This window comes from Pantoea sp. GD03673 (genome assembly GCF_029844725.1).
Classification (GTDB): domain Bacteria; phylum Pseudomonadota; class Gammaproteobacteria; order Enterobacterales; family Enterobacteriaceae; genus Pantoea.
Genome location: NZ_JAOCKJ010000002.1, coordinates 152,670 through 173,745 on the forward strand (window position 1 = coordinate 152,670; position 21,076 = coordinate 173,745).

Consider the following 21,076-nt stretch of genomic DNA (forward strand, 5'->3'; position numbering starts at 1 on the left):
CGGGCTCAGCGCGGGCGATTACGCACCTCGTCCATGAGGTGCGCCCGTTGCCGGGCCAACGCGTGGCGTTTTTGTCCCTGGCCCGCTATGCTTTGCTACAGGCACAGGCTCCCATCGCTTCACGATTCCTGCGGCCTGCCAGAACTGCGGCAGGCACCGTGCCCAGGAGTCAGCGCAAAGAGCTAATCTTTGTGCGCCGGAAATTCCATCTCGCTGTACTTCACGAAACGGCTGCCGCGTGTCAGCCTGTAGCCGAACCAGATGATCAGGAACAGCGGAAGACCAATATAGGTTGCCGCCACGCCGTACCAGTCGATGGTGTCGTTGAGGAAGGCCTGATAGTTCTGACCCAGCGTGATGATCAGGCAGAGCACAAAGGCAAAAATCGGACCCAGCGGGAAGAAGCCGGAACGGTATGGCAGATCGTTCAGGTCACGTCCCTGAGCAACATAGCCGCGACGGAAACGGTAGTGACTGATGGCAATGCCCAGCCAGGCAATAAAACCGGTCATCCCTGAGGTGTTCAGCAGCCACAGATACACCTCCTGATTACCAAATTTTGAGGTCAGGAAGCACAGCCCTGCGACCACGGTGGTTGCCCACAAGGCATTACGCGGAACGCCGCCCTGCGAGAGCTTAGCGAAAATGCGTGGTGCTTTACCTTCGCAGGCCAGGTTGTACAACATGCGCGTTGAGGCGTACATACCGGAGTTACCGGCTGACAGCACGGCCGTCAGGATCACCGCATTCATCACCGCTGCCGCAGAGAGCAGACCGGCATTTTGGAACACCAGGGTGAACGGGCTGACGCTGATATCGTCGATGTTGTTATGCAGTAGCTGCGGATCGGTGTACGGCAGAATCAGGCTGATAATAAGAATCGCAAACACATAAAAAAGCAGAATACGCCAGAAAATCTGCCGCACCGCACGCGGGATATTTTTTGCCGGATCTTCAGATTCGCCCGCCGCGATACCGATCAGCTCGGTGCCCTGGAAGGAGAATCCCACAATCATCGCCACGCCAATCATTGCCGCAAAACCGCCGGCAAAAGGCGCATCGCCAACCTGCCAGTTATGCCAGCCCGCATGCTCGGCACCGCGCATAATGCCGGTGATCATCAGCACACCCACGATGATAAAGATAATCACGGTGGCCACTTTAATCAGCGAGAACCAGTATTCCGCCTCACCAAAGCCTTTTACGGAGATGTAATTGAGCAGGAATATCAGGCCCAGGAACAGTGCGCTCCAGATCCAGCCTGGCGTGTCGGGGAACCAGTAGGTCATCACCAGTTGTGACGCCACCAGGTCAACGGCGATGGTCACCGCCCAGTTGTACCAGTAGTTCCAGCCGAGTGCGAAACCAAAGCCCTCTTCGACATATTTTGCGCCGTAGGTGGCGAAGGAGCCCGACACGGGCATGAAGGCGGCCAGTTCGCCGAGGCTGGTCATCAGGAAATAAACCATCAGGCCGATCAGCATGTAGGAGAGCAATGCCCCGCCGGGGCCAGCCTGGGCAATGGTTGCGCCGGAGGCGACAAACAGGCCAGTACCAATGGAGCCGCCAATGGCGATCATCGTCAGATGACGGGCTTTTAGCGCACGTCGTAATGCAGGTTGTTGTGTTGTTTTTGAGTCATTATGCATGTGTTAACGCTACACCGGGTAAAAATGAGGCGCGATTGTAGCAGCCAGACCGCCTCTGTATAGCGATGCCATGCTGTTATTAGTTAAGTTCATGATCGCGCCCGGATTATTAGCAATCACTCGCGGCAATACGATAAAAAGCGTGTCAGTGCCCTTGAAACATGCTTCTGCCGGTGATGAATGCGATAGAGCGTGCGGGTGAGGCGCGGCAAGGGAATCGTCAGTTCTGCCAGCGTGCCCGCCTCCAGCAAATCTTCAATTACCCGACGTGACAGGCAACTGATGCCCATGCCGTGCCGCACCGCATGCTTGATGGCTTCGGAATTGCCCAGTTCCATGCCCAGCTGAAAACTTGGCAGGTGTGACAGCAGCAGATAATCGACGATGTCACGGGTGCCGGAGCCGCGCTCACGCAGGATCCACGGCGCTTCCGCCAGCGTTTTCAGCGTCACCGGCTGTTGCAGGATGGCGGCATCAGGTGCGGCAAACACCACCAGCTCATCTTCCAGCCAGGGCTCGCTGACCAGCTCAGTCATGTGACATGGCCCTTCAATCAGCCCCACATCCACGCGAAAATCGGAGACCGCCTGAATCACATCCTGACTGTTGCCGACGCTCAGCTCCAGCGGCAGACCGGGGAAATCACGCCGGTAAGCCGCCATCATGCCCGGCAGCAGATAGTTACCAATGGTGCTGCTGGCGAAGATGCGGATGGCACCGTTATCCTCTTTAAACAGCTGTTCAATTTCGCCCGCCTGCTCCAGCAGTCCGACCGCACGCGGATAGAGCAGCCGCCCGTGCTCATTCAGCACCAGCCGCTTGCCGACGCGATCAAACAGCTGCACGCCGAGCTGATTTTCCAGATCGGCCAGCGCCGCGCTGACCGCCGACTGCGACAGCGCCAGCAGTTGCGACGCCTGGGTGGTGGAACCGCTCTTGAGCACTTCGGTGAACACTTCGATTTGCCGCAGCGTAATGTGCATCGTCGCCTCTTAGCTCAGTGAATGCCTGACAAGGTAAATGATCAGTGCCAGCCAGATCAGCCCGATCGCGACCAGCCAGCCTGCAATCTTTTTGCCGCGCGAACGCTGTAACTGCGCCCGCTCGCTGCTGCTGATGCGTACCTCTCGCGGCAGCAGACGCAGCAGGATCATAACGCCCGTGGGAATGATCACCGCGTCATCCAGCAGCCCCACAAAGGGGATCACATCCGGGATGAGATCGATCGGGCTGACACCGTAGGCGACCAGCCCCAGCATCCCCAGCTTGTTCCACCAGGGCGTGCGCGGATCGCGAAAGGCGAACCACAGTACCAGGAAATCTCGTTTGATCAGCGTCGCCCAGCGGCGCAGACGCGAAACTATCATGAGTGCTGCCTTATCGTTTATTCTGGTTGATTATAAATATATTATCAATTTCACTTTTAAGCCAGTCGCCCGCATGATCATGACTCCACCACGAGGAGTGACGACCATGACTGAACTGAGCATCGCTAAAACGCATCATCCCGCTGCGCTCTGGTTCCCTGGCCTGTTGCTGACCGCCGCGATTGCCGGGGCAGCAAGGTGGCTGGCGCAGCAGCCAGCCATCGCCACGCTGGGGCTGGGGTCCCTGACTCTGGCGATTATGCTGGGTATTGTGGTCGGCAATAGCGTCTATACGCCGCTCGCGTCACGCTGTGACAGCGGGGTCGTCCTGGCGAAACAGAAGCTGTTGCGGCTGGGGATCATTCTGTTTGGCTTTCGCATTACCTTACAACAGATCGCCGATGTGGGTTTCAGTGGCATCCTGATTGATGCACTGACGCTCAGCAGCACCTTTTTTGTGACCTGCCTGCTGGGTATCCGGCTGCTGAAGCTGGATCGCGATACCGTCTGGCTGATCGGTGCGGGCAGCAGTATCTGCGGGGCTGCGGCCGTGCTGGCGACCGAGCCGGTGGTAAAAGCCGCGTCGTCAAAAGTCGCGGTGGCTATCGCGACCGTGGTGCTGTTCGGCACGCTGGCGATCTTTATCTACCCGCTGCTCTGGCCGCTGGCGCATCACCTGTTTCCGGGTCTGAGTGCGGCACAGTTTGGGGTTTTCACCGGCTCTACCATTCATGAAGTGGCGCAGGTCGTGGCTGCCGGACACAGCATCAGCCCGGAGGCTGAGAATAGCGCAGTGATTGCCAAAATGCTGCGGGTGATGATGCTGGCCCCGTTTCTGCTCTGCCTGAGTGCGGTGTTACGCGGCAAACGCAACGGCAGCAAAGCGCGTCAGCCGGTGACGTTTCCCTGGTTCGCCCTGCTGTTTATTGCCGTTGCACTGTTTAACTCCCTGCAGCTGCTGCCTGCAACGGTGGTGGCCACGCTTAACGAGCTGGCGGGTCTGCTGCTGGCGATGGCGATGGCCGCGCTGGGTTTAACCACCCGTTTTGGCGCGCTGCGTGAGGCAGGCGTTAAACCGCTGCTGCTGGGGGCGCTGGTGTTTGTCTGGCTGATTGCAGGCGGCGGCACCCTCAATCTGCTGGTGCAACATTTCATGGGCTAGCGGCATCGGGTATCATGCCGTTTCATCCGTGCATAGCCCCAGGAGAAAGGCATGAAATATATTGGCGCACACGTGAGTGCGGCAGGTGGCGTGGATCAGGCCGTGATCCGCGCCCATGAAATAGAAGCCACCGCCTTCGCGCTCTTTACTAAAAATCAGCGTCAGTGGAAGGCCGCCCCGCTCTCCACTGAGGTGATTGATGCTTTTCGCGCCGCCTGCGAGACGTACAAATTCAGTCCGCAGCAAATTCTGCCGCACGACAGTTTTCTGATTAACCTCGGTCATCCGGTCGAGGAAGCGCTGGAAAAATCCCGGGCAGCTTTTATTGATGAATTGCGACGTGCTGACCAGCTCGGCCTGACTTTGCTGAATTTCCATCCTGGCAGCCATCTGCATCAGATTGACGAGGAAGCCTGCCTGAAGCGGATTGCAGAGTCGATCAACATTGCCCTCGACCAGAGCCAGAACGTGACCGCCGTGATTGAGAATACCGCGGGCCAGGGCAGTAACCTGGGATTCCGCTTCGAGCATCTCGCCACCATCATTGAGCATGTTGAGGATAAGTCGCGCGTCGGCGTCTGCATTGATACCTGTCATGCGTTTGCCGGGGGGTATGACCTGCGAACTGAAGCCGACTGTGAAGCGACCTTTGCCGAGTTTGAGCGCATTGTTGGCTTTACTTATCTGCGCGGCATGCACCTGAACGATGCTAAAAGTGCCTTCGACAGTCGCGTTGACCGCCATCACAGCCTGGGTGAAGGGAATATCGGCAAAACCGCGTTTAGCTGGCTGATGAAAGATCCAAGATTTGATGGCATTCCGCTGATTCTGGAAACCATTAATCCCGATATCTGGAAAGATGAGATTGCCTGGCTGAAAGCCGAACAGCAGGGATAGTAAAAGGGAGCCAGATGGCTCCCTTTTCGTTTAGATCGAACGCGGGTTCAGGGAGCATCCGCCTTCCGTAAAGACGCAAAAAAACGCCATCCCTGGCCCGCGATGCTTTACTCCAGGCGTATGCTCCCCTCGCTTCAGGCTTACTCGCCGTCTGAAAAAGTAAACAGGGAGCCATCTGGCTCCCTGTTTTTTCACTTCAGCAAACGCTGCTATCGCTAATCAGGCTTTCGCAAGCTGCTCTTCAGGACGTTTCAGAACCGCATAGCTCAGACCTGCAATCGCGGTGCCGATGATAATCGCCATCAGATAACCAATAACCGGTGTGATTGCGCCAGGGATCAGCAGTACAAACAGTCCACCGTGCGGCGCCATCAGTTTTGCACCAATCGCCATTGAGATCGCACCGGTCACCGCGCCGCCGACGATACAGCACGGCAGAACACGCATCGGGTCACGGGCAGCAAACGGAATCGCCCCTTCCGAGATGAAGCAGAGCCCCAGAACCAGCGCCGCTTTGCCGCCTTCCTGCTGACCTTTGTTGAATTTACGACGGGCAACCAGCGTGGCCAGACCCATCGCCAGCGGTGGCACCATACCGGCAGCCATGATGGCGGCCATCGGAGCATACGTCTGTGAACTCAGTAAACCGACGCCAAACGCGTAAGCGACTTTGTTCACCGGTCCGCCCATATCGGTACACATCATGCCGCCCAGAATCGCACCCAGCAGGACCGCATTCGCCGTCCCCATGTTAGCCAGCCAGTGCGTCAGACCATTCATGATGCCAGCAACCGGTTTACCTACCACGTAGATCATCAGCAGGCCGGTGATCAGGCTGGCAAACAGCGGAATAATCAGAATCGGTTTCAGCGCTTCCATACTCTGCGGCAGTTTAACTTTGCCGCTGATCAGCTTCGCCGCATAACCGGCAATAAAGCCTGCGATGATACCGCCTAAGAAGCCCGCGTTAATGCTGGTGGCGATCATACCGCCAATCAGACCTGGGGTCAGACCCGGACGGTCAGCGATGGAGAAGGCGATAAAGCCCGCCAGCACCGGAACCATCAGGGCAAAGGCGCTACCCCCACCGATTTGCATCAGCGCAGCGGCCAGTGTGCCCTGCTCTTTAAAGGCGGTGATACCAAAGGCGAACGACAGCGCGATGCTCAGACCACCCGCGACCACCATCGGCAGCATGTAAGAAACACCGGTCAGCAGGTGACGATAAGCCCCGGCTCCCCCTTTCTTCTCTTCTTCGCTGGCATTGCTCTGACCAGCCGCAGCCGCTTTATAGGGCTTCGCTTCTGCCACCGCTTTATCCAGTTCCTGCGCGGTTTTCTTCAGCGCCAGACCGGTTGAGGTGCGGTACATCGGCTTACCGGCAAATTTCGCCAGATCGACTTCAATATCTGCTGCAACGATCACCAGATCAGCGGCAGCGACTTCTTCCGGGGTAATCGCATTACCGGCACCCACTGAACCGCGGGTTTCAACTTTCACCCACCAGCCGCGACGGGTCGCTTCGGCCTGAATAGCTTCGGCAGCCATAAAGGTGTGCGCCACACCGGTCGGACAGGCGGTAACGGCAACCACGCGTTTCTGTGCGCCAGCCTGAGCCGGCGCAGAAGGTGCGCCTGCAGGTGTTGCCACCGCAGCCGGAGCCTGCCAGGTTTTGGCTTCCGCTTTTGCGCGATTCAGAAAAGTTTCCGGCTCGCGTATCGCCAGCTGGACATCGCCCAGCCAGACCGCTTTGCCGTTCAGTGCCGCATCGTCGGGCACGTGTTTGCCCAGCACGATCGCCAGTTCAGCGTCAGCAGGGTTTTCAGTCAGGGTCAGGCCCGCAGCAGCAGCGGCCGCAGCCAGACGTTGTTGCGCCATATAAGCGGAAGCCAGTCCCAGTACGGGGTCTTTTATCAGCAGCGTTTTCATTATCGCTCTCCTGCTGTCAGTTAACGGGTTGTAAGTCGACGCGCGCCATCATTGCGGCCAACTGGGTACGATCGGAAACGCCAACATTGCTCTGGCTGACGGCCATCGCCGCCACGGCAGTGGCAAGACGCAGCGTGTGTTCGCTGGATTCACGCATCAGCAGGCCATAGATCAGGCCGCCAACCATCGAGTCGCCTGCTCCCACGGTGCTGACGACTTCACACACCGGCGGTTTAGCAATCCATTCGCCAGACGCGTTGACCCACAGTGCGCCTTCAGCGCCCAGCGAAATCACCACGTGGGCAATGCCCTGCTCGCGCAGTTCGTGTGCGGCACCAATCACATCCTGCAGCGTTGGCAGTTTGCGACCGGCCCAGATTTCCAGCTCGCGACGGTTAGGTTTAACCAGCCACGGTGCGGCTTTCAGTCCTGCCACCAGCGCCTCGCGGCTGCTGTCAAAGATGATGCAGGGGCAATGGGTACGCAGTTCGGTCATCCAGCGGGTAAAGGCATCGTGATCGACACCTTCCGGCAGGCTGCCACTGACGCAGACCATATCGAACTGGCCAAGCCAGGTCAGCGAGTCGGTGGTAAAACGATCCCAGTCCTGACCCGTTACCTGAAAACCGGAGAAATTCAGATCGGTAACGTCCCCGGTCTGTTCAGTGAGTTTCACGTTGATGCGGGTACGCCCCGGCACCACCTGGAAACGGTTAGCAATGCCCAGCTCGCTGAAGAGCTGCTGAAAGCCGTCCTGATTCTCTTTACCCAGGAAGCCACCAACGGTGACATCGATGCCGAGATCTTTCAGGACTTTTGCGACGTTGATGCCCTTGCCCGCGGCATGCAGCCCGGTGGTTTTCACCAGATTCACTTCGCCGCGCTCAATGTCAGGGGTATATCCCACCAGGTCATACGCCGGATTCAGCGTAATGGTGGCGACACGTCTGCTCATGATGCCCCCTCACCCAGACCGCTGGTGATCGCTTCTTCAATCGCGTTCAGCGCCTGCTGCGCATCATCACCACTGGCGGTGAAGCGCAGGCGATGGCCTTTCTTCACGCCCAGCGCAACCACTTTCATCAGGCTGCGGCCGTTGGCAGGTTTGCCGCTACCGTCGAGGTTAGTGACGGTGATGTCACTGTTGAATTGCTTAATCACGCTGACCAGCGCAGTGCCAGGACGGGCGTGCAGGCCATGCTCATTACGGATGGTGTATTCAGCGGTCAGCACCTCAGCCTGTTCATCGACTTCGCTGGTCAGCAGTGCGTAGACGCCTGCCGCATCCGCTTTCAGCAGACGATCGGCTTTGCCCTGCTGCAGCAACGCGCTGAGGTAACCCAGCACTTCCAGCGGACGCTCATCGGTCGCCGACACGCTGATTAACAGTGCAGCCTGTTCGCCCTTATGGTCGAAAGCATGTTCAGCACGGCTGATGGCAATGCCGCTGCGCAGGTTGCCGAGGCTGCTGTCGCTGAGCCAGATGCCCTGACCGAGATTCAGCGGCGTCGTTGAAACCACGTCTGCGACGTAGCTGGCATCGGCCACGCCCGCGGACTGCAGCCGACCGGCGTTCATCGCCTGCAGGGTGATCAGATCGCTTGCGGCTACGTTCAGCGTAATTAATGAGGTGTCGAAGCTGAATTCAGCGGCTTGTTTCTCGCCCATCAGCAACGCACGAAGATCTTCAGCAGAGGCGGTTTTAAGCTGCTCGGCGATGGTGTCATCGCTCAGAACGTGCGTCAGCTGACGCAGCAGCGCCAGATGTTCATCTGACTTCGCGGCAATCCCGATGGCGACATAGGCTGTCTGATCGTCACCCCAGGCAATGCCCTGCGGGAACTGAAACACCTGAACACCGGTTTTCAGTACCAGATCGCGGGTATCGGTGGTGCCATGAGGGATTGCGATGCCGTTGCCAAGGAAGGTGGAGGTCTGCTGTTCGCGCGCCAGCATGCCGTTGACGTACCCTTCAGTCACATTGCCCGCAGCGGTTAACGCAGCAGCAACCTGACGAATGGCCTCTTCTTTATTCTGGGCGCTGGCTCCGGTATGGATGGCCTGCAATTCGAGCTGGAACATAATTCTCCTCGCTTGCTGAGATTGAATCGTTTCAGCCAGTGGGAAAGTTTTCATGCCATGCTGTTGAAAACAGGTGGCGCAGTCACCGCTGAAACGTTTCAGGGATTGTGGTACAGCTGCTATCGCCAGGCAAGAAAATGCGCAAACGGCGTAGCAGATTTTTGATGTTACGCACATTTCGGGGAGGTTAAGGGAACAAACGGATGAACAGGCTGACGCGGTTGCTGTAACGCGAGGAACGGTGGACCTGAAACGTCAGCCGCGTCAGCGCCTCAGGGTGCGGTATCCGCTTCGAGTTGCAGCAGATAGGTCATCGCCTGGTCGCGTGAGTGGCCGCACATGCTGTGTGTGGGTTGCAGGCCTGCACAGACGGCAGGACGCAAAGGTGAGCCAAACAGTTTGCAGCGCAGTGTGTCATCAAGCTGGACGCAGGGCGTGTTAGCGGGCTTGCCGTCAGGCATGCCAGGAATTGGCGATGAGATAGAAGGTGCCGTGCAACAGGCACCGCACTGGCTACGGCATTGCATGCTGTGCTCCGGCAGAGAAAGTCGCGGCGACAATAGCAGTCCACCGCGCTAATTACCATGAAAGCCGCGGCCTGACACAAAATTTCGCACCCGCGATATTGCCAGTTTTCACCGGCGCGAGTAACGTTGCGCGCACTTCACTTTCAAGATAGCGAGAACAGCAATGCCAAAAGCCAACGAAATCAAAAAAGGGATGGCCGTCACGCACAACGGTAAGCTGCTGCTGGTTAAGGATATTGATGTCCAGAGCCCCAGCGCACGGGGTGCCGCCACCCTGTATAAAATGCGCTTCACCGACGTCCGCACCGGTTTAAAAGTTGAAGAGCGCTTCAAAGGCGACGAAATTATTGATGCGATTTCGCTCAGCCGCCGCAGCGTGACCTTCTCTTATATAGACGGTGACGAATACATCTTCATGGATGACGAGGATTACACCCCTTACTCCTTTAAACAGGCGCAGATCGAAGATGAGCTGCTGTTTATCCCTGAAGGCGGCATCCCCGGCATTCACGTGCTGACAATGGAAGGTCAGGTGCTGGCACTGGAGCTGCCACAAACCGTCGATATGGAAATCGTGGATACCTCTCCTGGCATTAAAGGGGCGTCCGCCAGCGCCCGCACCAAACCGGCTGGCATGAGCACAGGCCTCTCCATCCAGGTCCCGGAATACCTGAGCAACGGTGATCGCATCCGTATTCATATCGCTGAACGCCGCTACATGGGCCGCGCAGACTAATCACAAATCTGATGCCTGTCGTGATAATGTTATATTATTACATTATCACGCTATTCTCTGACAGGAGTCGGTCCCATGACACGCGTTAATCTGATTACCGGTTTTCTGGGCAGCGGCAAAACCACGCTGCTCTGCCACCTTCTGGCAGCCAGGCCCGCCGGAGAGAAGTGGGCGGTGCTGGTTAACGAATTTGGCGAAATCGGGATCGACGGGGCTCTGCTGGCCGATCGCGGTGCCACGCTGAAAGAGATCCCCGGCGGCTGTCTCTGCTGCGTTAATGGCCTGCCGATGCAGGTCGGGCTGAATAGGCTGCTGAAGAGCAAGCCCGATCGGCTGCTGATTGAGCCCACCGGCCTGGGCCATCCGCGCCAGGTGTTGCAAATGCTGAGCGCACCCGTTTATCAGGCGTGGCTGCAACTGAATGCCACCCTGACGCTGCTGGATGCGCGTCAGCTGGCCGATCCCCGCATCGTGAGCAATGAAAACTTCCGTGATCAGCTCGCTGCCGCCGATATTATTGTCGCCAATAAGCGTGACTGCTGGGATCAGGCGGATCGTCAGCGCCTGGCCGACTGGCAGCAACAGATGCAGCCTCCGCGTCCCCTGACCGAAACAGAGTTTGGTCAGATCCCCCTTTCCCTGCTGGATATGCCGTATCAGCCCCGTGAAATTTCTGAACCACATCACCATCATCCCTCAGCCCCCACCAGCGGTCTGGCGGCGTTACGACTGGATGGCGGGGCATGCTGGCGTCGGGCGCTGAACCACGGCCAGGGTTACAGTGCCTGTGGCTGGCTGTTTGATGCTGATACGCTGTTCGACAGTGGCGCGCTGCTGGAATGGGTCCGGCAGGCCGCGGTTGATCGGATTAAAGGTGTAGTGCGCACGCCAGAAGGCACGATGCGTATTAACTGCCAGGCAAAAGAGCTGCAGAGTGACACGCTCATCACGCCGCCACCCGATAGCCGCATTGAGATCATTCATTCTCAGCAGGCTGACTGGAATCGGCTACAATCGGCATTGTTGAAGTGCCGTTTACGCTAAGACAGGTATTGTCGGCGGTTATTTTTTTAAACGAGTTTTGATTATGCGCGCAACCCGCCTTATTACTATCCTGCTGCTTAATGCACTGGGCGTAGTGCTCTTTCTTTCGTGGTACCTGCCGCCTGAACATGGGTTCTGGTTCGGCATCGATAAATCGGTGTTCTTCGGCTTCAATAATCAGATGGTGATCCATCCGCTGTTCGCGCTGATCGTCGCCATCACCAATTTCCGGGGTTTCGATGCGGTGTCACTGCTGGCGATGGGGCTGCTGTATCTGTCGATCTGGCGGCGCGAAACGCCACCGGCGCGACGCCGGATGCTGGCTATCGGCATCACCATGCTGCTGACCGCCGTGGTGCTTAATCAGCTGGGCCATCTGTTGCCGGTGAAACATTCCAGTCCGACGCTGTTCTTTGAGAATGTGCATCGCGTCAGTGAACTGACCGGGATCCCGGCTAAAGACGCCTCGAAAGACAGCTTCCCTGGCGATCACGGAATGATGCTGATTATCTTCGCCTGCTTTATGTGGCGTTATTTCGGTTTCAGCCGCTTTTTAATTGCCACCGCGATTGTGGTGATATTTTCACTGCCGCGCATCATGGCCGGTGCGCACTGGTTTACCGATATTGCCGTCGGATCATTGTCAGTGATATTAGTGGGTTTGAGCTGGTGGCTATTAACCCCCGCCAGTGACGTACTGGTTGACTGGTTTTATCGCAAATTGCCGGGTAAATATAAGCCCGTGAGGTAAATGTTAAGCGCGGACGATTTAATCGCCCCGGTCTTAACCGTCCGCGCTTATAAAAAACACCCCATCACTATTAGGCTGCTAATTAAATTTACGAAAAGAAAACGTTATGACCTTGCTGGCTGGTTAAATAGCAATCAACACCCTCAGCGAATAAAGACAATGCCAGAAACAGCGGCTATGCCCCGAATTGACGCCCCTTTCACTGCCTGTTCCCATCATCATTTCGCCACAATTGTTGCTAAAGTAGTCAGTGTGTTACGGATTGATTTCACATCAAAAAAACCTATGTGAAATTGATTAAAAGCACTCGCCACGGCGTCTGTAATCAGTTAACCTCAGTCGCAGTGAGGCTACAGCGGCAGAAAATTCGGATTTTTTACCGTTAAAATGTGTCCATTAACACATTTTAGTCATTAAGGGTTTGTCTTAGTCTGTTTCGCTTATTAATCTCCCTGTTTTGTCATCTGGCTGGCGACAATTTTGTCGTAAGGAAATCGAAGGAAAACCCGAATAATGGTCAAGTCTCAACCAATACTGAGATATATCTTGCGGATCGTGCCCGCACTGGCGCTGGCAACACTCCTCTCAGCTTGTAGCAGTACCCATAGCAGTCAAAACGCGAATAACGAGAATCATGAAGTTAACAACCAGAATGGTTTTTTACTTCAGGCGTCTCAGGATGAGTTTGAAGAAATGGTGCGTAATGTCGACGTTAAGTCGCGCATCATGGAACAATACGCCGTCTGGAAAGGTGTGCGCTATCGCCTCGGTGGCGATACCAAACGCGGGATCGATTGTTCCGCCTTTGTACAACGCACCTTCCGCGATCAGTTTGGCTTAGAATTACCGCGCTCGACGTCTGAGCAGCAGGACACCGGCAAAGAGATTACCCGCAGTAAACTGCGTCCTGGCGATCTGGTGATGTTCCGTGCAGGTTCAACGGGCCGTCATGTTGGTATTTATCTGGGTAACGACAACTTCGTTCATGCGTCTACCAGCAGTGGCGTGATGATCTCCAGTCTCAATGATGACTACTGGAAAAAGCGTTACCGTGAAGGACGCCGTGTATTAAGTCGTAACCCGACCTGATTATCACCTTCGATCTTCTCTCAGCCAGAGAACATGAAACGCTGCTTATGCAGCGTTTTTTTTCGTGCCTTATCCCTGACGGCAGCCTTCCTGTAAGATAAATGCATTGTATTTCAGATTAATAACGAGACATTTCGGACGCACTCGTTATATTCTCGGTCGCTTAAACCGAAGCAGTCGTGTGCAATAACATAATAATAATTTGATCAGGGGACGTTCCTCATGCCACTGTCGGGGGCGCTACGGCGCCATGCCACCTATCCTCGCCGAATCGCATGGAGTAGCGCGATGGCCGGTGGCTTATTCTTTCTTCTGTTTGCCGCACTGTCACTGCACCAGACCTGGCAGAAGCGTGAACGACAGCATCAGCAACTGCTGGAGAACAGCCGCACCGCCTTACAACAAACGCTTTCCACTCTGGTTAACAGTACACTCAGTCCCCTGCTTCCGTTTACCCACACTGCCTGCCATACCATTAATCGTGAACTGACTTCCCGCGCTGCGTTTGCCGGTAACATTCGCGCCATTCTGCTGGTTAATGACGGCAGCGCTTTTTGCTCTTCGGCCACCGGCAGTTTTAGTCTGCCCATCAGTGTGATTGCACCTGCGAGTGATATCTCACGCGATATCGATTTGCAGCTGATGTCTGGCACGCCGCTTCAGCCAAATAAACCGGCGCTGGGGCTGTGGATTAAAAATCCTGGCAACCAGCAGTCAGGTGTCTTCACGACGCTCAATATCAGCCTGGCCCCCTACCAGCTGCAGCTCTCCGGGCATCCGGAAATTACCGGTATGGCGCTGATGGCACAGCAGAGTGCCTTAACGAGCTGGCAGCCAGGCGTGATGAAGAATACAAACCTGCCGCTGCCGCTGTATCAGCGGGCGCTGACAGGCTATCCGCTGCAGTTTATGTTGTTCGGCTCTGTGCTGGTGTTCAGCGATTATCAGAATATCCTGCTGATCAGCCTGCTGCTGTCACTGCTGGTTTCGGGCGGCTGCTGGCTGCTGTTGTCCGTTTATCAGCGCCCGGGTAAAGAACTGATTCGGGCCATGAAGCGCGGCGAGTTTCATGTTGAATATCAGCCGCTGGTCACCTCCCACGATGGGCAGCCTTACGGGATGGAAGCATTACTGCGCTGGACTCACCCGACTGAAGGCCCGATCCCGCCGGATGTTTTTATTCAGTATGCTGAGTCGCAAAACCTGATTATTCCCCTGACCCGGCATCTGTTTCAGCTGGTTTCCCGTGATGCACACCAGCTCTGCCATACCATTCCCCGTCACGCCTGCCTGAGTCTCAACATATCGCCTCTGCATCTGGCTGACAGCGGTTTCCGGCAGGATGTGCTGCAATGGCTTGATACCATGCCTGCGTCTCACTTTAATTACGTGTTTGAGATCACCGAGCGGGCCATGGTGCGCGACGAAAATGTCGGAGAACTGTTTGACTGGCTGCATCAGCAGCACATCAATATCGCCATTGACGACTTTGGCACCGGCCACAGCGCACTCATCTATCTGGAACGTTACGCGTTTGATTACCTGAAAATCGATCGGGGATTTGTACAGAGCATCGGCACAGAAACCCTGACCTCCCCGGTGCTGGATACCGTGCTGCAGCTGGCCAAAAAGCTGAATCTGAAAAGTGTGGCAGAAGGGGTGGAAACCGGCGAACAGGCAGCCTGGCTGATACATCGCGGCGTGACCCACTTGCAGGGTTACATTTTCAGCCGTCCGCTGCGGCCGGAAACGCTGATAGACTATTTCCGGCGTCATAACGCCTGACTTTCTGGCGCAGATCGTGCCGGACATTTACCAGGAGAGCGTATGCTGTTTCGCTTAGGACTTCTGCTGCTTTGCAGCCTGCTCAGCGCCCCGCTGCTGGCTGCCACGGTCCTGCAAACCTTCGCATTCACTCAGACCGGTGAAGCGAAATATCCGCCTGGCTTCAGCCATTACGATTACGCCGATCCTCACGCGCCGAAAGGCGGCAGCATTACCCTGGCGGTAACGGGCACTTACGATAACTTCAACCGCTACGCCTCACGCGGCAATCCCGGCATCAGCACCGGCACGCTTTATGACGGCCTTTACACCAGCTCAGACGATGAACCGGGCAGTTATTATCCGCTGATAGCTGAATCAGCCCGTTACGCCAGCGATTTTAGCTGGATTGACGTTCGCCTGAATCCCCGCGCCCGCTTTCATGATGGCACGCCAGTCACCGCCCATGACGTGGCCTTTACCTTTCAGACGTTCATGACCGAGGGCGTCCCCCAGTTCCGCGTCGCCTACCGTGGCGTGACCGTCAGGGCGCTGAACGATCTCACCGTCCGCATCGAGGCGCAGAAACCGGATAAAGATCTGCTGCTTGGTTTACTGACGTTGCCGGTTATCCCGGAGGCGTTCTGGAAAGATAAAAAGTTTAACGAGCCGCTAAGCGCACCGCCGTTGTCGAGCGGACCTTACCGCATCACCCGCTGGAAGCTGGGCCAGTTTATTGAGTTCAGCCGGGTGAAAGATTACTGGGCTGCCGATCTGCCGGTGAATCGCGGACGTTTTAATTTTGATCGCATGCGCTATGACTACTATCTGGATGACAATGTGGCATTCGAAGCCTTTAAGGCGGGGGCTTACGACTGGCGTGAAGAGACGTCGGCGAAGAAGTGGGCCACACAGTATCGCGGCCGCAACTTCGACGATGGCAGCATCGTGAAAGAAACCACGCCCAACGATGCCGCTATCGATACCCGCTGGCTGGCATTCAACAATGAAAAACCGCTGTTCCACGATCGCCGCGTGCGTCAGGCTTTTTCACTGATGTTCGATTTCGGGTGGATGAATAAAGCGCTTTATTACGGTGCCTGGCAACGTGCCAGCAGCTATTTCCAGAACACAGAGTATGCTGCACACGGCGTGCCGGATGCAGAACAGCTGGCCCTGCTTGACCCCTGGCGCGCCCAGCTGCCGCCTGAGCTGTTCAGTCAGCCTTACCTGCCCCATAAAACCGATGGCAGCGGCTATGACCGGGCCAGCCTGCTAAAAGCATTTGACCTGCTGAAGCAGGCGGGCTGGCAGATCAAAAACCGCCGACTGGTCAGCGATAAAACCGGTCAGCCATTCACGGTCGAACTGCTGCTGCGCGCTGGCACCAGTACCGAATGGGCGTTACCGTTTCAGCACAATCTTGCGCGGCTCGGCATTACGCTGAACCTGCGGCAGATCGACAGCTCGCAGTACCTGCGGCGCTGGCGTGAAGGCGACTATGACATGATTCCCACCGTTTATGGGGCGATGCCGATCCCGACGTCCAGTCTGCAGTCCTTATGGCAGTCGGAATACATCAACTCATCGTGGAATACCGCTCGGGTAAAAGATCCCGTGGTGGATGACGTCGTGAAACAGATTGTGGCGCATCAGGGTGATCCCACGGCGCTGCGGCCGCTGGCACAGGCGCTGGATCGGGTGCTGCTGTGGAATGCGTATATGATCCCGATGTGGTACAACGCTGAACAGCGGCTGGCGTACTGGGATAAGTTTTCTCACCCGGCCCGCAAGCCTGCCTACAGTAGCGGGCTGGAAAACTGGTGGTACGACACAACCAAAGCCGGACGCCTCCCGGCCAGCAAACGCTAAGGAGATCATCGTTGGCCGCTTACTTTATGCGCAGATTGCTGCTGATTATCCCGACGCTGTGGGCGATCATCACGCTTAACTTTTTTATCGTGCAAATTGCACCCGGCGGCCCGGTCGATCAGGCGCTGGCAAATATTGAGTTTGGTCAGACAACCGGTTTGCCCGGCAGCGGTGCGGAGAGTGCCGGTTCACGCGCCCGCGTCAGCCATCTTAATCCTGCCGATAATCAGTACCGTGGCGCTCGCGGGCTGGACCCCGAAGTGATTGCGGAGATTAAACAGCGTTACGGCTTCGATAAACCGCTCTGGCAGCGCTACGGCGAGATGCTGTGGAACTACCTGCGTTTCGATTTTGGCGACAGCCTGTTCCGCAGCGCCTCGGTGATCGGGCTGATTAAGGAGAGCCTCCCGGTCTCGATCAGCCTGGGATTATGGAGCACGCTGATCATCTATCTGGTGTCGATTCCACTGGGGATCCGCAAAGCGGTACGTGATGGCAGCGCCTTTGATGTCTGGAGCAGCGCCTTTATCATCATTGGCTACTCCATCCCGGCTTTTCTGTTCGGCATCATGCTGATTGTGCTGTTCGCTGGTGGCAGTTATCTCGACTGGTTCCCGCTGCGCGGACTCACCTCTGCGCAGCACGACACGCTGCCCTGGTATGGCAAAGTGCTGGACTACTTCTGGCATATCGCCCTGCCCGTGCTGGCAACGGTGATTGGCGGCTTCGCCACGCTGACCATGCTGACGAAAAACGCTTTTCTGGATGAGATTCGTCAATGCTATGTGGTGACCGCACGCGCTAAAGGGGTGCCGGAGCGTCGCATTCTTTATCACCATGTATTTCGCAATGCGATGCTGCTGGTGATTGCCAGCTTCCCCGCCACCTTTATCAGCATGTTTTTTACCAGTTCGGTGCTTATCGAGGTCATGTTCTCGCTTAACGGACTTGGCCTGCTTGGCTATGACGCGACGCTGCAGCGTGACTATCCGGTGATGTTCGGCACACTCTATATTTTTACGCTGATAGGTTTGCTGATGAATCTCCTCAGCGATCTGACCTATACGCTGGTCGATCCCCGCATTGATTTCGGAGGCCGCTGATGCCTCTCTCTTTGCTGAATCAGCAGCGCTGGCAGCGGTTTCGCCATAACCGACGCGGCTACTGGTCGCTGTGGATCTTTCTGACCCTTTTTCTGCTGTCACTGTGCGCCGAACTGATCGCCAATGACAAGCCGCTGCTGGTGCATTACCAGCAGCGCTGGACGGTGCCGCTGCTGTTTGACTACAGCGAAACCGACTATGGCGGCGTACTGGCGACCGCCGCAGATTATCAGGATCCCTGGCTTCGGCAGCGGATTGAGGAGAATGGCTGGGCGCTCTGGGCTCCGATTCGGTTCAACGACAGCACCATTAATTTTGCCACCAGGGTGCCCTTCCCCTCTCCCCCCTCTGCACAGAACTGGCTCGGCACGGATGCCAACGGCGGCGACGTTATGGCACGGCTGCTCTATGGCACGCGCATCTCCCTGCTGTTCGGCGTGCTGCTGACACTTTTCTCCAGCGTTATCGGGATTGTGGTCGGCGCTGTGCAGGGCTATTTCGGCGGCAGGATTGACCTGACAGGACAGCGGATGATTGAAGTCTGGTCCGGTATGCCCGCGCTGTTTCTGCTGATTCTTCTCTCCAGCGTCATTCAGCCCGGTTTCTGGTGGCTGCTGCTGGTCACTGTCGCATTCGGCTGGATGAGCCTGGTGAGTGTGGTCCGGGCCGAGTTTCTGCGTATCCGAAACTTTGACTACATTCGCGCAGCGCAGGCGCTTGGCGTCAGCGATGGCCGGATTATGCTTCGGCATATGCTGCCTAACGCTATGGTGGCGACCCTGACCTTTCTGCCTTTTATTTTGTGCGGTTCGATCACCACCCTCACCTCACTCGATTTTCTTGGCTTCGGTCTGCCGCTGGGATCGCCCTCGCTGGGCGAATTACTGCTGCAGGGCAAAAATAACCTGCAGGCCCCCTGGCTGGGCCTGGCGGGCTTTTTCACCCTGGCGATCCTGCTTTCGCTGCTGATTTTTATCGGCGAAGCGGTGCGCGACGCCTTTGATCCGGGCAAAGGAGCCTGAATGACAACGCCACTGCTTGCCATCAATCATCTCTCCGTCGCCTTTCGCCGGGGCGACCAGCTTCGCCAGGTGGTAAATGACGTTTCACTGCGTATCGACGCGGGGGAAACGCGGGCGCTGGTGGGGGAGTCGGGTTCCGGCAAAAGCGTCACCGCTCTGTCGGTCATGCGACTGCTGCATGAAGCTGCGGTGGTTTATCCCAGCGGAGAGATTCTGTTTAACGGCGAAGACCTGCTGCACGCCCGCGAGCAGCGACTGCGGGGAATTCGCGGCAACCAGATCGCGATGATTTTTCAGGAGCCGATGGTGTCGCTTAATCCGCTGCATACTGTGGAGAAGCAGCTGTATGAAGTGCTGTCGTTGCATCGCGGGATGCGGCGTCCGGCGGCTCGCGGGGAAATCATCAGCGTGCTTGACCGGGTCGGTATCCGCCAGCCCGTCTCACGGCTTGGCGACTTCCCCCACCAGCTTTCCGGCGGGGAGCGCCAGCGGGTGATGATCGCCATGGCACTGCTGACCGAGCCGCAGCTGCTGATTGCCGATGAGCCGACGACCGCGCTGGATGTGACGGTGCAGGCGCAGATACTGACGCTGCTTCGTGAACTGCAGCGGGAGCTGAATATGGGCATGCTGTTTATCACCCATAACCTGAATATCGTGCGTCAGCTGGCAGATAATGTCAGCGTCATGCGCCGTGGTCACATCGTGGAGCAGAATGCCTGCCAGACGCTGCTGAACCAGCCGCAGCATCCTTACAGCCAGCAGTTGCTGGCCGCCGGGCCGGACGGAAAAGCACTGCCGCTGCCCCCGGACGCCCCGGTCATTCTGCGGGTCGGGAAGCTTCAGGTCAGTTTTCCGCTGCGGCGCGGGCTGTTCCGGCGGCAGACTGGTGAAAAACAGGTGCTTTCCGGGCTGAGTTTCAGCCTGCGGCGCGGAGAAAGCCTGGGGCTGGTGGGTGAGTCCGGCTCGGGTAAAAGCACCACCGGACTGGCGCTGCTGCGGCTGATTGCCTCGCGTGGCGAAGTCTGGTTTGATGGCCAGCCGCTGCACACACTTTCACGTCGTCAGTTGTTACCGCTACGCCAGCGCATTCAGGTGGTGTTTCAGGACCCGAATTCTTCACTGAATCCGCGTATGACGGTCCAGCAGATCATTGCTGAAGGTCTGGCGGTGCATCAGCCCGAACTTAGCCGCGCACAACAGGTGCAGCGGGTGATCGCGGTGATGGAGGAAGTGGGGCTGGAAGCGGAAAGCCGGCATCGTTATCCGGCCGAATTTTCTGGCGGTCAGCGACAGCGTATCGCCATCGCACGGGCACTGATTCTGGCACCGGAGCTGCTGATACTGGATGAACCAACCTCCTCGCTGGATCGCACAGTACAGAAGCAGATTCTGACGCTGTTACGCCGCTTACAGCAGCAGCGGCAGCTCAGTTATCTGTTTATCAGTCACGATCTGGATGTGGTTCGCGCCCTGTGTCACCAGCTTATTGTGCTGCGTCAGGGAGAAGTGGTGGAACAGGGAGAGTGTGAAAGGTTATTTGCTTCACCCGCGTCTGCTTATACCCGCGAGCTGCTGCAGTCGGCGCAACTCAGCCTGCGATAAAGGTCTCGGCAATCGCCACGCCCTGATTTTTCAGGCAGCAGTTAGTGGCGCTTTCGTCGCGACGCTGAATAAAGAGACAGGGCTGCCCTTCGCACTCGGCAACTTTGCAATCGACCTGAATATCTGCCAGCACCTCTTTCAGCTGCTGCAGGATCTCCCACGCAGGAATGCCGTCATGGCTGATCAGCCGCAGCGCTACAAACTCCTGCTCATCCAGCGCCGCGTCATCGGATTCGATGGCACTGTGGTGATCGCTGGCCCAGCGAAAACGCTGTGGCAGACGATGCACAATTGAAAGTTGCAGCATAGGTTACTCTCCCCGATGAGTTTATGTCGCAACACCGATCTGCCCGGCTGAAAGCGGGGTGATCCCCGCAGAGCCTGGACAGGCATTCCCCCTGTCCGTGCGGATTGCAGAAGCGCATTTTTTGCGACTTACATCGCACTTCAGCCTATATGTACCGCGTTCACACGCCG

General features: G+C 56.8%; 19 protein-coding genes. 11 read left to right on the forward strand and 8 right to left on the reverse strand.

What is annotated here, in order from left to right; genetic code table 11:
- Positions 1–182 precede the first annotated feature (182 nt).
- From N5J69_RS04100 to N5J69_RS04110, 3 genes are all read right to left on the reverse strand, one after another.
- On the reverse strand, positions 183–1,649 hold the full coding sequence (locus N5J69_RS04100) for an amino acid permease (protein WP_279768234.1): 1,467 nt from the start codon (positions 1,647–1,649) through the stop codon (positions 183–185).
- A gap of 116 nt (positions 1,650–1,765) precedes the next feature.
- Positions 1,766–2,632, reverse strand: coding sequence for a DNA-binding transcriptional regulator YeiE (gene yieE / locus N5J69_RS04105; RefSeq protein ID WP_279768235.1), 867 nt, complete (start codon positions 2,630–2,632; stop codon positions 1,766–1,768).
- A 9-nt stretch (positions 2,633–2,641) separates the two neighbouring features.
- The gene (locus N5J69_RS04110; RefSeq protein WP_279768236.1) at positions 2,642–3,016 is read right to left on the reverse strand and encodes a YkvA family protein; all 375 of its coding nucleotides are present in this window, start codon (positions 3,014–3,016) and stop codon (positions 2,642–2,644) included.
- A gap of 106 nt (positions 3,017–3,122) precedes the next feature.
- Between N5J69_RS04110 and N5J69_RS04115 the strand changes: the two genes are divergently transcribed.
- Positions 3,123–4,178 (forward strand): YeiH family putative sulfate export transporter, encoded by a 1,056-nt coding sequence (locus tag N5J69_RS04115; RefSeq protein WP_279768237.1) that lies wholly within the window; start codon positions 3,123–3,125, stop codon positions 4,176–4,178.
- Between the two features lie 51 nt (positions 4,179–4,229).
- Positions 4,230–5,075 (forward strand): deoxyribonuclease IV, encoded by an 846-nt coding sequence (gene nfo, locus N5J69_RS04120; RefSeq protein WP_279768240.1) that lies wholly within the window; start codon positions 4,230–4,232, stop codon positions 5,073–5,075.
- Positions 5,076–5,294: 219 nt separating this feature from the next.
- Here the strand turns inward: nfo and fruA are convergent, their stop codons facing one another.
- The 4 genes from fruA to N5J69_RS04140 form a co-directional block, all read right to left on the reverse strand.
- Positions 5,295–7,004, reverse strand: a complete 1,710-nt coding sequence (fruA, locus tag N5J69_RS04125) for a PTS fructose transporter subunit IIBC (protein ID WP_279768242.1) — start codon at positions 7,002–7,004, stop codon at positions 5,295–5,297.
- Between the two features lie 16 nt (positions 7,005–7,020).
- Positions 7,021–7,959: a 1-phosphofructokinase gene (gene fruK, locus N5J69_RS04130; protein ID WP_279768244.1), complete on the reverse strand. Its 939-nt coding sequence runs from the start codon at positions 7,957–7,959 to the stop codon at positions 7,021–7,023.
- Positions 7,956–9,086, reverse strand: coding sequence for a fused PTS fructose transporter subunit IIA/HPr protein (fruB, locus tag N5J69_RS04135; RefSeq protein ID WP_279768247.1), 1,131 nt, complete (start codon positions 9,084–9,086; stop codon positions 7,956–7,958). Before fruB ends, fruK begins: the two co-directional genes overlap by 4 nt.
- Before the next feature lie 272 nt (positions 9,087–9,358).
- Positions 9,359–9,613 (reverse strand): YkgJ family cysteine cluster protein, encoded by a 255-nt coding sequence (locus N5J69_RS04140; RefSeq protein ID WP_279768250.1) that lies wholly within the window; start codon positions 9,611–9,613, stop codon positions 9,359–9,361.
- Between the two features lie 163 nt (positions 9,614–9,776).
- On the opposite strand from N5J69_RS04140, the gene yeiP reads away from it, so the two are divergent.
- The 9 genes from yeiP to yejF all read left to right on the forward strand — a co-directional run bounded on the left by yeiP (position 9,777) and on the right by yejF (position 20,599).
- A complete protein-coding gene (gene yeiP, locus N5J69_RS04145; protein WP_279768252.1) occupies positions 9,777–10,349 on the forward strand; it encodes an elongation factor P-like protein YeiP in 573 nt (190 codons plus the stop codon).
- Between the two features lie 75 nt (positions 10,350–10,424).
- Positions 10,425–11,393: a GTP-binding protein gene (locus N5J69_RS04150; protein ID WP_279768254.1), complete on the forward strand. Its 969-nt coding sequence runs from the start codon at positions 10,425–10,427 to the stop codon at positions 11,391–11,393.
- 43 nt (positions 11,394–11,436) lie between these two features.
- Positions 11,437–12,144 (forward strand): phosphatase PAP2 family protein, encoded by a 708-nt coding sequence (locus N5J69_RS04155; RefSeq protein WP_279768257.1) that lies wholly within the window; start codon positions 11,437–11,439, stop codon positions 12,142–12,144.
- 513 nt (positions 12,145–12,657) lie between these two features.
- Entirely contained in the window at positions 12,658–13,233 is a 576-nt protein-coding gene (mepS, locus tag N5J69_RS04160) for a bifunctional murein DD-endopeptidase/murein LD-carboxypeptidase (RefSeq protein ID WP_279768260.1), read from the forward strand.
- A 222-nt stretch (positions 13,234–13,455) separates the two neighbouring features.
- Entirely contained in the window at positions 13,456–15,018 is a 1,563-nt protein-coding gene (locus tag N5J69_RS04165; protein ID WP_279768262.1) for a cyclic di-GMP phosphodiesterase, read from the forward strand.
- A 42-nt stretch (positions 15,019–15,060) separates the two neighbouring features.
- Positions 15,061–16,869 carry an extracellular solute-binding protein gene (locus N5J69_RS04170; RefSeq protein ID WP_279768263.1) on the forward strand — a complete coding sequence of 603 codons (1,809 nt, stop codon included), beginning with the start codon at positions 15,061–15,063 and terminating at the stop codon, positions 16,867–16,869.
- 11 nt (positions 16,870–16,880) lie between these two features.
- Positions 16,881–17,972 carry a microcin C ABC transporter permease YejB gene (locus tag N5J69_RS04175; protein ID WP_279768264.1) on the forward strand — a complete coding sequence of 364 codons (1,092 nt, stop codon included), beginning with the start codon at positions 16,881–16,883 and terminating at the stop codon, positions 17,970–17,972.
- Entirely contained in the window at positions 17,972–18,994 is a 1,023-nt protein-coding gene (locus N5J69_RS04180) for a microcin C ABC transporter permease (protein ID WP_279768266.1), read from the forward strand. The genes N5J69_RS04175 and N5J69_RS04180 overlap by 1 nt, the downstream gene beginning before the upstream one ends.
- A complete protein-coding gene (gene yejF / locus N5J69_RS04185; RefSeq protein WP_279768269.1) occupies positions 18,995–20,599 on the forward strand; it encodes a microcin C ABC transporter ATP-binding protein YejF in 1,605 nt (534 codons plus the stop codon).
- Here the strand turns inward: yejF and N5J69_RS04190 are convergent.
- A complete protein-coding gene (locus N5J69_RS04190) occupies positions 20,586–20,906 on the reverse strand; it encodes a hypothetical protein (protein ID WP_279768271.1) in 321 nt (106 codons plus the stop codon). The two genes, yejF and N5J69_RS04190, sit on opposite strands and share 14 nt — an antisense overlap.
- Between the last annotated feature and the right edge of the window lie 170 nt (positions 20,907–21,076).

What these genes read in the sequence shown, in the direction of transcription:
- N5J69_RS04190 (WP_279768271.1), bottom strand. Translation starts at nt 20,906, where the DNA reads ATGCTGCAACTTTCAATTGTGCATCGTCTGCCACAGCGTTTTCGCTGG.
- yieE (WP_279768235.1), bottom strand. Translation starts at nt 2,632, where the DNA reads ATGCACATTACGCTGCGGCAAATCGAAGTGTTCACCGAAGTGCTCAAG.
- N5J69_RS04180 (WP_279768266.1), top strand. Translation starts at nt 17,972, where the DNA reads ATGCCTCTCTCTTTGCTGAATCAGCAGCGCTGGCAGCGGTTTCGCCAT.
- N5J69_RS04150 (WP_279768254.1), top strand. Translation starts at nt 10,425, where the DNA reads ATGACACGCGTTAATCTGATTACCGGTTTTCTGGGCAGCGGCAAAACC.
- N5J69_RS04115 (WP_279768237.1), top strand. Translation starts at nt 3,123, where the DNA reads ATGACTGAACTGAGCATCGCTAAAACGCATCATCCCGCTGCGCTCTGG.
- N5J69_RS04140 (WP_279768250.1), bottom strand. Translation starts at nt 9,613, where the DNA reads ATGCAATGCCGTAGCCAGTGCGGTGCCTGTTGCACGGCACCTTCTATC.
- fruK (WP_279768244.1), bottom strand. Translation starts at nt 7,959, where the DNA reads ATGAGCAGACGTGTCGCCACCATTACGCTGAATCCGGCGTATGACCTG.
- fruB (WP_279768247.1), bottom strand. Translation starts at nt 9,086, where the DNA reads ATGTTCCAGCTCGAATTGCAGGCCATCCATACCGGAGCCAGCGCCCAG.
- mepS (WP_279768260.1), top strand. Translation starts at nt 12,658, where the DNA reads ATGGTCAAGTCTCAACCAATACTGAGATATATCTTGCGGATCGTGCCC.
- fruA (WP_279768242.1), bottom strand. Translation starts at nt 7,004, where the DNA reads ATGAAAACGCTGCTGATAAAAGACCCCGTACTGGGACTGGCTTCCGCT.
- N5J69_RS04100 (WP_279768234.1), bottom strand. Translation starts at nt 1,649, where the DNA reads ATGCATAATGACTCAAAAACAACACAACAACCTGCATTACGACGTGCG.
- N5J69_RS04155 (WP_279768257.1), top strand. Translation starts at nt 11,437, where the DNA reads ATGCGCGCAACCCGCCTTATTACTATCCTGCTGCTTAATGCACTGGGC.
- nfo (WP_279768240.1), top strand. Translation starts at nt 4,230, where the DNA reads ATGAAATATATTGGCGCACACGTGAGTGCGGCAGGTGGCGTGGATCAG.
- N5J69_RS04165 (WP_279768262.1), top strand. Translation starts at nt 13,456, where the DNA reads ATGCCACTGTCGGGGGCGCTACGGCGCCATGCCACCTATCCTCGCCGA.
- yejF (WP_279768269.1), top strand. Translation starts at nt 18,995, where the DNA reads ATGACAACGCCACTGCTTGCCATCAATCATCTCTCCGTCGCCTTTCGC.
- yeiP (WP_279768252.1), top strand. Translation starts at nt 9,777, where the DNA reads ATGCCAAAAGCCAACGAAATCAAAAAAGGGATGGCCGTCACGCACAAC.
- N5J69_RS04170 (WP_279768263.1), top strand. Translation starts at nt 15,061, where the DNA reads ATGCTGTTTCGCTTAGGACTTCTGCTGCTTTGCAGCCTGCTCAGCGCC.
- N5J69_RS04110 (WP_279768236.1), bottom strand. Translation starts at nt 3,016, where the DNA reads ATGATAGTTTCGCGTCTGCGCCGCTGGGCGACGCTGATCAAACGAGAT.